This window comes from Frigoribacterium sp. PvP121 (genome assembly GCF_017833115.1).
Taxonomy (GTDB): domain Bacteria; phylum Actinomycetota; class Actinomycetes; order Actinomycetales; family Microbacteriaceae; genus Frigoribacterium; species Frigoribacterium endophyticum.
Genome location: NZ_JAFIBR010000001.1, coordinates 925,131 through 938,588, shown reverse-complemented (window position 1 = coordinate 938,588; position 13,458 = coordinate 925,131). Strand labels below are relative to the sequence as shown.

Here is a 13,458-nt window from a genome sequence, read left to right as displayed (position 1 = left end):
CCCGCCGCGAGCTGCGCCGCGCGTGGCTCGACGGGCGAGTTCGACCGGGCCGGGCGGCCACGCACGCCCGAGAGGGTCGCACTCGCCCGCCCACCCGGCGGCGGCCGCCCGCTAGGGCAGGTCGTCCAGCGACTCGGCCGTCGGCTCGCCGACCTCCGACCGCGACACGCTGAGCGACTCGGCGCCCGGCTCGACGTCGACGAGCACCGTGTCGCCGTCGACGATCCGTCCGCCGATCAGGGCCATCGCGAGCTGGTCGTCGATCTGGCGCTGCATCAGGCGGCGCAGCGGCCGGGCCCCGTAGATCGGGTCGAAGCCGCGCTCGGCGAGCCACGCCCGCGCGTCGGGCGTCACGGCGAGCTGCAGCCGACGGTCGGTCAGGCGTCGACCGAGGCGGTCGACGTACAGCGACACGATCTGGCCGAGGTCGTCGGCCGTCAACGTCGAGAACACGACGATGTCGTCGAGCCGGTTGACGAACTCGGGCTTGAAGGCCTGGCGCACGAGGCCCTGCACGAGCTCCTCCTTCTCGGGGTCGCTGAGGCGGGGGTCGGTGATCACCTGCGAGCCGAGGTTCGACGTGAGCACGAGGATCGTGTTGCGGAAGTCCACGGTGCGGCCCTGGCCGTCGGTGAGGCGACCGTCGTCGAGCACCTGCAGCAGCACGTCGAACACCTCGGGGTGGGCCTTCTCGACCTCGTCCATGAGCACGACGCTGTACGGCCGACGTCGCACCGCCTCCGTCAGCTGGCCGCCCGCCTCGTACCCGACGTAGCCGGGAGGGGCGCCGACGAGCCGCGAGACGCTGTGCTTCTCGCCGTACTCGCTCATGTCGATGCGCACGAGGGCCTTCTCGTCGTCGAAGAGGAAGTCGGCGAGCGCCTTCGCGAGCTCGGTCTTGCCGACGCCGGTCGGGCCGAGGAAGAGGAACGAGCCGGTCGGCCGGTCGGGGTCGCTGATGCCGGCACGCGTGCGGCGGACCGCCTCGGAGACGGCCTGGACGGCCGCGCGCTGGCCGATGATGCGGCGACCGAGCTCGCTCTCGAGGTGCAGCAGCTTCTCGGTCTCGCCGCTCAGGAGGCGCCCGACCGGGATGCCGGTCCACGCCGCGACGACCTCGGCGATGTCGGCGTCGGTGACGCTGTCGTTGACGAGCCGCTCGCCCGACTCCTCGAACGACTCGGCCTCGGCGAGGCGCTTCTCGATGTCGGGGATGGTCTCGTAGTTGATCTTCGACGCGTCGGCGTAGCGCCCCTCGCGCATGGCGCGGTCGAGGTCGATGCGCGCCTCGTTGAGGTCGCTGCGGAGCGTGCCGACGCCCTGCAGCGCTGCTTTCTCGGCCTGCCAGCGGGCGTTCAGCGCGTCGTACCGGGCCTTCTGCTCGGTGATCTGCTCGCGCAGGGCGGCGAGGCGGGCGCGCGAGGCGTCGTCCTTCTCCTTCGCGAGCGCGAGCTCCTCGACCTGGAGTCGCACGAGGCCGCGGTAGAGCTGGTCGAGCTCGACGGGCGACGAGTCGATCTCCATCTTGAGGCGCGAGCCGGCCTCGTCAACCAGGTCGATCGCCTTGTCGGGCAGCTGACGGGAGGGGATGTAGCGAGCCGAGAGGGAGGCGGCGGCCACGAGGGCACCGTCGGTGATCGTGACGCCGTGGTGCGCCTCGTAGCGTTCCTTGAGGCCGCGGAGGATGGCGACGGTGTCTTCGACGCTCGGCTCGCCGACGTAGACCTGCTGGAAGCGGCGCTCGAGCGCGGCGTCCTTCTCGATGTACTGGCGGTACTCGTCCAGGGTCGTCGCGCCGATCATGCGCAGCTCGCCACGGGCGAGCATCGGCTTGAGCATGTTCGCCGCCGCGACGCTGCCGTCGCCGCCGCCCGCGCCCATCAGGGTGTGCAGCTCGTCGATGAAGGTGATCACCTGGCCGTCGCTCTCGGTGATCTCCTTCAGCACGGCCTTGAGCCGCTCCTCGAACTCGCCGCGGTACTTCGCGCCGGCGACGAGGGCGGCGAGGTCGAGGCTGACCAGCCGCTTGTCCTTCAGGCTGTCGGAGACGTCGCCCGCGACGATGCGCTGGGCGAGCCCCTCGACGACGGCGGTCTTGCCGACGCCGGGCTCGCCGATCAGCACCGGGTTGTTCTTGGTGCGCCGCGTCAGCACCTGGCTGACTCGTCGGATCTCGCTGTCGCGACCGATGACGGGGTCGAGCGCGCCGCTGCGGGCGATCGCGGTCAGGTCGACGCCGTACTGGTCGAGCGCCGACTTCTGCTTCTCGTCGGAAGCCGGAGCGCCCTGCATGTTCGCCATGGGTGGTGCCTCTCTCAGAACGTCTCGGTCGGGCGCGCTGCCCGAACTTGAGTTGAACCGACTCAAGTCTACGCACGCTGGGTCGTCGCGCAAGCTCCCCCCCACAGCCTTGCTTCGTCGATGACACTGCCCACATGTCACATCTCTCATTGACTCGGGTCGGCATCTGCGCCAGGGTCGTCTCGTCCCCCACAGCCCCACCTCGAGGAACGACGTCGATGACCAGACTCCCCCGCCCCCTCCGCTCCGCCGCCCTCGGCGGAGCCCTCGCCCTCGGCCTCGTCGCGGCCCCCCTGACGTCCGCCGCGGCGTCGTCGACGCCCGAGCCGTCGGCGACGCCGAGCGCGACCACGACGCCGTCGGCCGCCGCACCGACGACGTCCCCCGCCTCCCCCTCCGGGGCCGCGGCGGCCGACCAGGCTCCGACGGCCGCCCCCGACGCGGCGATCGCCGTGGGCGGTCTGTCGCCGGTGCTGCTCGACCCCGTGCAGCTCGACGCGGGCACGACCGCAGCCGTCCCGATCGCCCTCCGCGTCGACGCGGCGCGACCCTCCCTCATGGGGACGGTGACCCTCGAGGCCCCGGCCGGCTCGACCTTCGTGGCCGCCGACACGGCAGTGGGGTGGTGGCGGCCGGGCGGCGACGAGACGTGGCGGCGCGACGCGAGCCTCGACCTGCGGGGCGGGAGCGTCGGCGACGGCGCGACCCGCGCCTCCTTCACGCTCGACTCGAGCGGCTTCGCGGCGGGCCACGCCGACGGCGACGAGCTGCGCTTCGACCTGGCGGTGGCGACGCCGCTCGACGCCGAGCCCGACGACTCGGAGCTGACCTGGACGGCGGTCGGGGCGGGAGGTGCCGGAGGCGCGTTCGAGGTGCAGGGAGCGACCTACACCGTGACGGAGCCCGCACCCTCGGCCGCTCCCGTGCTGACCGTTCCGGCCCGCGTCGCCGACGGCTACACCGCCGACGCGCCGTACACGTTCCGGGGCACCGGCCGGCCGAACGCGCCGCTCACGGTGCTCAACACCAAGGGACTGCCGCTCGGGAGCACGACGGTGCTCGCCGACGGCACCTGGTCGTGGACCCGGCCGAACATGGGCACGTACGAGTGGAGCCTCGTCTTCGTGCAGGACGCGGGCACGCCCCGCGAGCGCGAGACGCGGCTGCTCGGCTTCGTGCCGGCGCAGGGCCCGCAGATCGCGGTGACGATGCCCGACGCGGCGCAGCTGGCCCGGGGCTACGTGCCCGACGCACCCTACACGTTCCGCGGCACCGGTCGCCCCGGGGCACTCATCGGTGTGACGAACCTCAGCGGCTTCCGCCTGGGCGAGGCGCGGGTCGGCCCCGAGGGCATCTGGTCGTGGACGCGCGCCGACATGGGCTCGTACCTCTGGTCGATGGCGTTCGTGCAGGACGAGGGCACCTACCGCCCGTCGTCGACGATGGTGCGCGGCTTCGCCCCCGCCGCCGACGCTCCGCGACTGACGACGCCGTCGGCGTCGCAGATCGCCGCGGGCTACCCCGTCTACACGGCGTACACGTTCGCCGGCACGGGCAGGCCCGGCGCCCTGATCGACGTGCTCAACACGAAGGGCCTGCAGCTCGGCCGGGCGGTCGTCGCCCCCGACGGCACCTGGTCGTGGCGGATCGGCACCCTGCAGTCGTTCACCTGGTCGATCGACTTCGTGCAGGAGCGCGGCACGGAGGACGAGCTCGTGGCGCCGTTGCGGGGGTTCGCGCCGCGCGACTGAGGCCCTCCGGCGACGCCGGGCCTTCACCCTCGGCCCTCACCTGGTCGCCCCTCCCGCTTCGCCCGCCACTTTGGACATGTCGAGTGAGGTGCGTAACATATCAGGATCGCGGCCAGCTCCGTCGGTGCCGCCCGACCAGGAAGAACTCACTACATGAAGAAGAAACTGATAGCCGCCGGGGCGGCCGGGCTCACCGTGGCCACGGTCGTCACCGGCCTGAGCTTCGGCTCGACGGCGTTCTCCGCGTCACCGTCGCTGCGCGCCGACCCTCAGGCCGTCTCGTCCAGCTCCGCGACCTCGGGCCCATCTGAGGCTAAGGAGGGAGGAGACATCGACATCTCCACGAAGGGCGTGGGCCAGGACCAGCCGCGCAGTTCGATCCAAGACAACACCATGAAGGTCATCTTCCAGGACGGACCGTCGACCTTCCACGCTTACGACGCGAACGGCTCCATCTACACGACGGTCACGACGCACAGGACATTGGCTGCTGCCGAGGCTGCTGCAGACCCTGTGACTGCGACCAAGAACGCCAACGGCAGCTACCGACTGGGCAACGATCGTGGCTGCATGGTGTGGAACGAGTGGACCAGCAGAGTTTCGGTGTACATATACATCTCGACCATCGGCACATGCATCGACTTCACGATGAATTCCGACGGGACCGTACGTGGTCAGAACTACATCAACAACGCCCTGATCGGCTCCATCGGCGGCGGGCAGGACTACGGACGAACCTACCGAGGCCTCGGCCTAGGATCTCCGGGATGGCGGGCCGTCGGTGACTGGTCAGCGATGAGGCCGGTCACTGCCATCTCGGCGTCGGTCGAGTCCATCGATCACCTTGCCAGAACTGCGGTCGTCTCTGGCACCGCGACCCCAGGCGCGCGAGTCGAGATCGGAAGCGCATGGGTGACCGCGGACCGCACGACGGGCAGGTTCTCGATCCCCGTCACCGGCCTGGCGAACGGCGCCAACTCGTTGACCATCGTGCAGAAGATCAGCGGCGCACAGGTCGGCAACTCGTTCCCGATCACGGTGACCATCGTCGAGGGCGGCACGATCGTGCCGGTGCCTCAGCCCGGCGTCGAGCTGGTGCGCGGTGAGACCACGGCTGTGCCATTCGTCGTGCAGCTGAACGAGGCACGCAGAGCAGTCACGGGCTCCACCACGGTGACCGCTCCCGCGGGCACCACCTTCGCGCCCGGCCAGACGACCGTCCCCGGCTCATGGCGCGCCGGCACGACCGGCAGCTGGACCGCCGCGCCGAACCTCGCGCTCACGGGCGGCACGCTGAACGCCGACCGCACTCAGATGACCTTCACGCTGGGGTCGACAGGTGGCGGGCACGCCGCCGGTCAGCAGTGGCGGTACGAGTTCCAGGTCGAGACCCCCATGGTCGCAGCCGCCGGCTCGTCGTCGATGGGCTACGTCTTCGCCGGCTCCACACCCGGCAACCCGTTCCGTGCCGAGGGCAGCACCCCCACCACCATCGAGGTCAACGAGCAACCGACCGTCGCGAGCGTCGTGTCGGTCGACCCGATCGCCAAGACCGCCGTCGTCTCGGGCACCGCCACCCCTGGTGCGACCATCACCATCGGCGACCAGAACGCCGTCGTCCAGGAGGACGGCAGCTGGAGCATGACCGTCGAGGGTCTGCAGGTCGGCTCGAACGAGCTCGTCGTGCAGCAGGTCGTCGCGGGTGAGCCCTTCGGCGCCCCCGTCACGCTCGACGCGGTCGTCGCCGCCCTCACCACCAGCCTCGGCGCGAACGACGTCACCGTGACGTCGGAGGCCGACGGCTGGTTCACCGAGGGCACTGAAGGCACCGTCACGATCACCACGCAGACGGGCACCAGCCCCACCGGCGCCACCGTCCGCCCGGGCGAGTCGCTCTCCTGGACCACCACGCTGCCCGAGGGCATCGAGACGGGAGAACTGCCCGAGCCCCAGACCGTGGACGGGTGGACCACCGCATATGAGGCGAGCCTCGACTCCGCCGGACGTCTGACGGTCGAGGTGAAGGTCACCAACGCCACCACCGAGAACAGCGAGTACACCGCCGCCGACGCCATCACCTTCCCGATCGTCTCGACCGGCAAGCCCTCCGTGGACGGCACCATCACCACGGTGTTCACGCCGCCGACGGGTTACACCTCGACGGCCCCCGAGGCGACCACCGTCGCCAAGGCGCCCTTGCCCCTGACCGCCACGATCGCCCAGCGCAACGACATCGCCCAGACCGTGGTCGTCACCGGCAACGGAACCCCAGGCCAGCAGGTCAGCATCGGTGACGCCTCCGAGACCATCCGCCCGGACGGCACGTACGTGATCACGGCACCGTTCACGGACCGCGGAGAGGTCGAGGTCACCGTCAGCCAGAAGATCGGCGGAGCCGTTCACGACGAGATCGATCTCGCGTTCACGTCGACAGAACGCGGCACCCTCGTCAGCGTCCAGCAGCAACGCACGAACCTGCCCCGCAACGAGAAGTCCATCATGCCGATCGTCGTGCAGAACAACGAAGCACGCGAGAACGTGACCGGTACCGTGACCTTCACCGCCCCGAAGGACACCATCTTCGAGGATGGCCTCACCGTCCTCGGTGAGCGCCGTAACGGCACCGCCGGTGGCTGGGAGAGCGACTCGTCGCTCGACCTCAGGAACGGTGTCATCACGGAGAACGGCACGAAGATCACCTTCGACCTGTCAGTGGGCGCGCTGCCTCAGCGCGAGCAGGTGCGCTACCTCGTCGAGGTGTTCACCTCGCGCACCGCCTCGGCCGGCAACCGCCAGCTCGACTACACCTACGAGGGCACCAGCTCCGTCGGCGACTTCCGCGCCACCGGCAGCACCATCGGCCGCGTCGCCTCCATCGACCCCTCCGCCATCCGCGAGTAGTCGACCGGCGACACCAGCACCACAGCACCAGGCGACCGCCCCGGTCACCGCCCCGCAGCAGTCGGCGCGGCGGCCGGGGCGGTTCGTCGCTCGCTGCCAGACGGGCGGGGCAGGATGACCCCATGATCGACGTCGACCTCGCCCGCCGCCTCCGAGATGCCGGGCTGCGCTGGCGCCCCTCCCCCGGCGACCGCTTCGTCGTCGAGCGCCTCCTCGACATCGACGAGGGCGTCGGCGACGTCTTCACCCTCAGCGACATGACCATCGAGGCCCACGAGCACCCCACGGGCACCGTGCTCGGCTTCAACGGCACGACCGAGTGGGCCCTCGACTCCGTCGCGGCCGACGACGCCCTGTGGCTGCCGCGCGAAGACCAGCTGCGCGAGCTGCTCGGCAGCACCTTCGTCTCGCTCACGCGCGTGCTCGTCGACGGCGAGCCCCTCGCCTACCGCGTCACCGTCACCCTCGACGGCGCGGCGGCCACCGGGCCCGACTCCGTGCACGTCGCCGCCGACCCCGAGACGGCCTACGCCCACGCGCTCCTCGCCTACGTCGACGCGTCGCTCCGTCTCGACGACTCCGACGGCGACGGCGGGCACGCGACGGGCTGATCCCCGCGCGGGTCACCTCGGCGCCATCGAGGTGACTCTTCCTGGGCCCTCCGCCCCGTGCAGGGCCCAGGAAGAGTCACTTCGATCACTGCCGCCTCGCGTCAGTTGCCACTTTGGGGGCTCACGGGCGTTCAGAGGCCCCCAAAACGGCAACTGACGAGAGAAGCAGGACGAGAAGGGGCGAGATCAGCGGCGGGTGGACACCGTCACGGTGAACTTCGGCCCGCGCGAGACCTGACGCGTCGGCCCGACGGTGCGCTCGAGCGCGCTGCGGTAGCCGAGGTGGGAGTTCCAGACGCACCAGAGCTCCCCGCCCGGCTCGAGGAGGCGCGCGGCCGCCGCGAAGAGCTTGTGCGCGAGGCCGGCGTGCACGGTGGCGCCGACGTGGAACGGGGGGTTGAGCAGCACCAGGCCGGCGGAGCCTGCGGGCAGGGAGGCTCCTGCGTCGTCACGCCGCGACTCCACCCGGTCACCGACGCCGGTCGCCTCGGCCGTCGCGCGCGCCGACGCCACGGCGGCCGCCGACTGGTCGGTCGCGACGACATGCGCCTCGGGGTGCGCGAGCGCGTAGGCGGCGGCAAGCACCCCCGTTCCGCACCCGAGATCGACCACGTGCGACGCCTCGGGCGCCCCGACCGCCAGCGCCTCCAGCAGCGCTCGGGTGCCGACGTCGATCGATGAGCCGGCGAAGGCCGCGCCGTGCGCGACGACCACGAGGTCGCCGTGCCGCTCGGAGCGAGGCCACATCGAGGCGGTACCAGCCGAGGAGGCGGTGGCTCCGGCGTCGGAGCGCGGACCGGAGGCGGTCAGGAGGCGCGACTTCTGCCGGGCGAGACCGGCGGAGACGGTGCCGAAGTGGCGGCGCAGCACGTCGTTCATCGCCGGGGTCATGTGCTTGACGCGGCCACCGGCGACGAGCTGCACCTCGGGGTGCGCGTGGGCCGCGACCAGCTCGGCGATCTCGTCGAGGGCGTCGAGGCCGCGCGGCAGCTGCAGGAGCACCACCCGGGCGCCCTCGACGAGCGAGGGGTCGAGCGGCAGCGAGCGCCACGAGGCACGGCTGCCGAGGCGCTCCGCGTTCGCCGCGAGGGCGAGCTCGCCCGAGAGGGCGTCCTGGTGCACGCGGAGCTCGTGCGGGCCGACCAGCTCGGCGGCGCCGAGGGTGAGGGCTCCGTAGCGGTCACCGATGGTCGTGACGTGCTCCGGGTGGGCGACCAGCGCCTCCCGGGCGGTGTCGAGCAGGAGGCGGTCGGTCGCGTCGTGCGCGACCAGCTCGGGGGCCTCGACGTCGGGCCACCGACGGAGCTGCTCGAAGTCGATCACCGGACGAGGCTACCGGCCCGCCCCGGCCCGTCGTCCCCGACCGTGGCGCCGAGTGGTCACGAAGTGCTGCTCGCTGCGCGCGGGCAGCAGTTCGTGACCACTCGACGTCGGGGTGGCGGAGACGGCGCACGGCACCGAGGGTGCGGCGGGTCGACGCCCTCGCGGGCGGGCCGGCGCCGACCCGCCGGGAGTGACGGGAACCCGCCGCACCCCGCCTCAGACACCGAGTGGTCAGGACGTGCTGCTCCCCGACGCGAGGGCAGCAGTTCGTGACCACTCGAGGAGCCCCACGGGGCGGCAGCTACTGCAGGGGCCGCCAGACGACGACCGAGGTCTGCCGCGTGGGCCGGGTGCCGTGGCGGAGCGGCACGACGCCGCTCTCGCCCGCCGCGAAGACGCGCGCGCCGGGCCGGGTGACCAGCTCGTCGGCCAGCGCCCGCTCCAGCTCGCGCACGCGCGACTGCAGCGCCGTCACCTGGTTCTCGAGCTCGAGGATGCGCTTGACGCCCTCGAGCGAGACGCCCTCGCCGCCGAGCCGCGCGATCTCGCGCAGCTGCACGACGTCGCGCATCGAGTACCGCCGCGACTTGCCCGCGGTGCGCTGCGGCACCACGAGGCCGAGCCGGTCGTACTGGCGCAGCGTCTGGGCGTGCATGCCCGCGAGCTCGGCCGCCATCGCGATCGCGAAGACGGGCGAGTGCTCGTCGAGGGGCCGCTGCCCCGCGTCCTGTCTCGCCATCGTCGTCCCCTCCTGCTCGTGGTGCTGGTGCCGGGTGCTGCCGGCCCTGGTGCTGGCGCCGGGCCTGGTGCTGCTGCTGCTGCCGCTGCCGGCCCTGGTGCTGCCGAGGCTAGCCCCGGGCCCGGGCGATCAGGTCGTCGCGCGGGTTCTCGGCCGGCAGGGCCGCAGCCAGCGCCTCGACGGCCTCGCGCGCCGCGTCGCTGAGGTGGCTCGGCACGGCCACCTGCACCGTCGCCAGCAGGTCGCCGGTGCCGGTCTTCGTCGTGACGCCGCGCCCCTTGACGCGCAGCACGCGGCCGGACGGCGTGCCCGGCGCGACGCGCAGCCGCACCGGCTCGCCGCCGAGCGTCGGCACCTCGATCGTCGCGCCGAGCGCCGCCTCGGTGAACGTCACGGGCACGTCGAGGCGCAGGTTCGCGCCGTCGAGCTCGAACACCGGGTGCGGGCGCACCGCGATGGTGAGCACCATGTCGCCGGGCTCGCCGCCGTCGGGGCTGGACTCCCCGCGGCCGCGGAGCCGGATCTTCTGGCCGTCGTGCACGCCGGCGGGGATGCGCACCTTCATCGGTTTGCCGTTCGACGCCTGCAGCGAGATGGTCTCGCCGACGACGGCGGTCTGGAAGTCGAGCGTCGTCGTGGCCGTCATGTCGCGGCCCTTCTGCGGGCCGCCGAAGCCGCGGTAGCCGCCGCTCGTCTGGCCGAAGCCGCCGCCGCTGCCGCCGAACATGCCGCCGAAGATGTCCTCGAAGCCGCCGCCACCGCCGCCGCCCTGACGGAACTGCGGGCGCTGGCCACCGCCTCCGAACATGCCGCCGAAGACGTCCTCGAAGCCGCCGCCACCGCCTCCCGGGCCGCCGCTGCCCGCGGTGAAGCGGGCGCCGGAGCCCATGGCCCTGACCTGGTCGTACTCCTTGCGCTGCTCCGGGTCGGAGAGCACCGAGTTCGCCTCGCTGATCTCCTTGAACTTCGCCTCGGCCGCGGCGTCGCCCGGGTTGCTGTCGGGGTGGTACTTCCGCGCCAGCTTCCGGTAGACCTTCTTGAGCTCGGCCGGGGTGACGTCCTTGGAGACGCCGAGGATCGCGTAGAAGTCCTTGTCGAACCAGTCCTGACTCGCCATCGGGCACCTCCTCTCTTGCGTGTGTCCGGCAGCGCACGGCCACCGGAGGAAAGAACGGGGGAGGCGGTGGGCGCCTCGTCGAGGAGCCCACCGCCCGTCGCGACTCGCGTCGCGGTCACGGCTCGCGCCGTGGAGGTGCAGGGCTACTGCGGGGTGTGGACGGCGACCTTGGCGGCCCGGATGACCCGGTCGCCGATCTTGTAGCCCGGCTCGATGACGTCGGCGACGGTGTTGACCGTCACGTCGGGGTTCGGCAGCTGCACGAGCGCGTCGTGCATCGTGGGGTCGAAGACCTCGCCCGCCGCGCCGACCTGCGTGAGGCCGAACTTGTCGAGCCCGCCGCGGATCTTCTGTGCGATGACCGTCATCGGGCCCTCGGCGAGGTCGCCGTGCTTCTCGGCACGGACGAGGTCGTCGAGCGCCGGCAGCAGCGAGCGGATGACCTCGGCGACGACCGCCTCGCGGTTCGCCTCCCGGTCGCGCTCGACGCGCTTGCGGAAGTTGACCAGCTCGGCCTGGGCCCGCAGCATGTCCTGTCGCATGTCGGCGACGAGGTCGGTGCTGGCCTGGTCGAGGATGGCCTCGTCGTCGGCGCTGAGGGGCTCGGCCCCGGCGGCGCCCTCGGCGGCCATCTGCTCGGCCGCGGCGGCCGCGCCCTCCGGCGCCTCGGCGCCCGCGGGCACCTCGACGTCGGGGGCCTCGGCCTCGACCAGGTCGTCGGCGCCGTCGACCGCGGCGGTGCCGCCGTCCTCCGACGGCACCCCCGCGCTGGCCTCGGGGCGGACGGGCTCCTCGTCGGGAGCGCGGTTCTGCTCGTCAGTCATCGGTCGACCTACTTCTTGTCGTTCTCGTCGTCGTCCACGACCTCGGCGTCGACGATGTCCTCGTCGTCACCGGTGGCCTGGCCGTCGGCGGGTGCGCCCTCGGCACCGGCGGCACCGGCGGCGGCCTCGTCGGCCTGGCCCTGCGAGTAGATCGCCTGGCCGAGCTTCGACTGGCTCTCGTTGAGCTTGTCGAACGCGGGCTTGATGGCCGTGTCGTCGTCGCCGGCGAGGGCGGTCTTCAGCGCGTCGACGTCGGCCTGGACCTCGGACTTGACGTCGGCGGGCAGCTTCTCGTCGTTCTCCTTGATCAGCTTCTCGATCGAGTAGACGAGCTGCTCGGCGTTGTTGCGGACCTCGTTGGCCTCGCGACGCGCCTTGTCTTCCGCAGCGTGCTCCTCCGCCTCGCGGACCATGCGCTCGATGTCGTCCTTCGACAGCGACGAGCCGCCGGAGATGACCATCGACTGCTCCTTGCCCGTGCCCTTGTCCTTCGCGGAGACGTGGACGATGCCGTTGGCGTCGATGTCGAAGGTGACCTCGATCTGCGGGACGCCGCGGGGGGCCGGCGCGATGCCGGTCAGCTCGAAGGTGCCGAGGTTCTTGTTGTCGCGGGTGAACTCGCGCTCGCCCTGGAAGACCTGGATCGCGACGGAGGGCTGGTTGTCGTCGGCCGTGGTGAAGGTCTCGCTGCGCTTGGTCGGGATGGCCGTGTTGCGCTCGATGAGCTTGGTCATCGCGCCGCCCTTGGTCTCGATGCCGAGGCTCAGCGGGGTGACGTCGATCAGCAGGACGTCCTTGCGCTCGCCCTTCAGCACGCCGGCCTGGAGGGCCGCGCCGACGGCGACGACCTCGTCCGGGTTGACGCCCTTGTTGGGCTCCTGGCCGCCGGTCAGCTGCTTGACGACCTCGCTGACGGCGGGCATGCGGGTGGAGCCGCCGACGAGCACGACGTGCGCGATGTCGGAGACCTTCACGCCCGCCTCTTTGATGACGTCGTTGAAGGGCTTCTTGGTGCGCTCGAGGAGGTCGCTCGTCCACTGCTCGAACTGCGAGCGGGAGATGGTCTCGTCGAGGTTGAGGGGGCCGTCGGCGGTGAGCGTCAGGTAGGGCAGCTGGATGCTGGTCGAGGTGCTCGACGAGAGCTCCTTCTTGGCCTGCTCCGCCGCCTCCTTCAGGCGCTGCTTCGCGATCTTGTCGGTCGAGAGGTCGACGCCGTTCTGGCTCTTGAACTTCTCGATCAGGTGCTCGACGATCCGGTTGTCCCAGTCGTCGCCGCCGAGGCGGTTGTCGCCCGAGGTGCTGCGCACCTGGATGGTGGAGAAGTCGTCGTCCTTGCCCACCTCGAGGAGGGAGACGTCGAAGGTGCCGCCGCCGAGGTCGAAGACGAGGATGAGCTCGTCTTCCTTGCCCTTGTCGAGGCCGTACGCGAGGGCCGCGGCGGTGGGCTCGTTGATGATGCGGAGCACGTTGAGGCCCGCGATCTCGCCGGCCTCCTTCGTCGCCTGGCGCTCGGAGTCGTTGAAGTACGCGGGGACGGTGATGACCGCGTCGGTGACGTCCTCGCCGAGGTACTGCTCGGCGTCGCGCTTGAGCTTGCCGAGGATGCGCGCCGAGATCTCCTGGGGGGTGTACTTCTTGTCGTCGATCTCGACCGTCCAGTCGGTGCCGACGTGGCGCTTGACCGACGCGATGGTGCGGTCGACGTTGGTGACGTTCTGGCGCTTGGCGGTCTCGCCGACCAGCACCTCGCCGTCCTTCGTGAAGGCGACGACCGAGGGGGTCGTGCGGAGGCCCTCGGCGTTCGCGATGACGGTGGGCTCGCCGCCCTCCAGGACGCTGACGACCGAGTTGGTGGTTCCGAGGTCGATTCCTACTGCACGGGCCATGTGCT

The 13,458-nt window shown here is 71.5% G+C and carries 9 protein-coding genes; 3 read left to right on the top strand and 6 right to left on the bottom strand.

Annotated features, from left to right (window positions below; all coding sequences use genetic code 11):
• Positions 1-111 precede the first annotated feature (111 nt).
• Positions 112-2,301, bottom strand: coding sequence for an ATP-dependent Clp protease ATP-binding subunit (locus JOE43_RS04440; RefSeq protein ID WP_209515070.1), 2,190 nt, complete (start codon positions 2,299-2,301; stop codon positions 112-114).
• Positions 2,302-2,519: 218 nt separating this feature from the next.
• Between JOE43_RS04440 and JOE43_RS04435 the strand changes: the two genes are divergently transcribed.
• From JOE43_RS04435 to JOE43_RS04425, 3 genes are all read left to right on the top strand, one after another.
• Positions 2,520-4,052, top strand: a complete 1,533-nt coding sequence (locus tag JOE43_RS04435) for a hypothetical protein (protein ID WP_209515067.1) — start codon at positions 2,520-2,522, stop codon at positions 4,050-4,052.
• A gap of 153 nt (positions 4,053-4,205) precedes the next feature.
• Positions 4,206-6,953: a hypothetical protein gene (locus tag JOE43_RS04430; protein WP_209515065.1), complete on the top strand. Its 2,748-nt coding sequence runs from the start codon at positions 4,206-4,208 to the stop codon at positions 6,951-6,953.
• 122 nt (positions 6,954-7,075) lie between these two features.
• A complete protein-coding gene (locus tag JOE43_RS04425) occupies positions 7,076-7,564 on the top strand; it encodes a pilus assembly protein CpaE (RefSeq protein ID WP_209515063.1) in 489 nt (162 codons plus the stop codon).
• Between the two features lie 186 nt (positions 7,565-7,750).
• Here JOE43_RS04425 and JOE43_RS04420 read toward each other — a convergent pair whose 3' ends face one another.
• The 5 genes from JOE43_RS04420 to dnaK all read right to left on the bottom strand — a co-directional run bounded on the left by JOE43_RS04420 (position 7,751) and on the right by dnaK (position 13,453).
• Positions 7,751-8,887, bottom strand: a complete 1,137-nt coding sequence (locus tag JOE43_RS04420) for a methyltransferase (RefSeq protein WP_209515061.1) — start codon at positions 8,885-8,887, stop codon at positions 7,751-7,753.
• 301 nt (positions 8,888-9,188) lie between these two features.
• Positions 9,189-9,626, bottom strand: coding sequence for a heat shock protein transcriptional repressor HspR (locus JOE43_RS04415; RefSeq protein ID WP_209515059.1), 438 nt, complete (start codon positions 9,624-9,626; stop codon positions 9,189-9,191).
• A gap of 109 nt (positions 9,627-9,735) precedes the next feature.
• Positions 9,736-10,743, bottom strand: coding sequence for a DnaJ C-terminal domain-containing protein (locus JOE43_RS04410; protein WP_209515057.1), 1,008 nt, complete (start codon positions 10,741-10,743; stop codon positions 9,736-9,738).
• Positions 10,744-10,886: 143 nt separating this feature from the next.
• Positions 10,887-11,567, bottom strand: coding sequence for a nucleotide exchange factor GrpE (locus JOE43_RS04405; RefSeq protein WP_243861930.1), 681 nt, complete (start codon positions 11,565-11,567; stop codon positions 10,887-10,889).
• A gap of 8 nt (positions 11,568-11,575) precedes the next feature.
• Entirely contained in the window at positions 11,576-13,453 is a 1,878-nt protein-coding gene (dnaK, locus tag JOE43_RS04400; protein ID WP_209515055.1) for a molecular chaperone DnaK, read from the bottom strand.
• Positions 13,454-13,458 lie beyond the last annotated feature (5 nt).

Bases quoted from the DNA above. Each gene is read 5' to 3' on its own strand.
- JOE43_RS04440 (WP_209515070.1), bottom strand. From the start codon at position 2,301: ATGGCGAACATGCAGGGCGCTCCGGCTTCCGACGAGAAGCAGAAGTCG.
- JOE43_RS04435 (WP_209515067.1), top strand. From the start codon at position 2,520: ATGACCAGACTCCCCCGCCCCCTCCGCTCCGCCGCCCTCGGCGGAGCC.
- JOE43_RS04430 (WP_209515065.1), top strand. From the start codon at position 4,206: ATGAAGAAGAAACTGATAGCCGCCGGGGCGGCCGGGCTCACCGTGGCC.
- JOE43_RS04425 (WP_209515063.1), top strand. From the start codon at position 7,076: ATGATCGACGTCGACCTCGCCCGCCGCCTCCGAGATGCCGGGCTGCGC.
- JOE43_RS04415 (WP_209515059.1), bottom strand. From the start codon at position 9,626: ATGGCGAGACAGGACGCGGGGCAGCGGCCCCTCGACGAGCACTCGCCC.
- JOE43_RS04410 (WP_209515057.1), bottom strand. From the start codon at position 10,743: ATGGCGAGTCAGGACTGGTTCGACAAGGACTTCTACGCGATCCTCGGC.
- JOE43_RS04405 (WP_243861930.1), bottom strand. From the start codon at position 11,567: ATGACTGACGAGCAGAACCGCGCTCCCGACGAGGAGCCCGTCCGCCCC.
- dnaK (WP_209515055.1), bottom strand. From the start codon at position 13,453: ATGGCCCGTGCAGTAGGAATCGACCTCGGAACCACCAACTCGGTCGTC.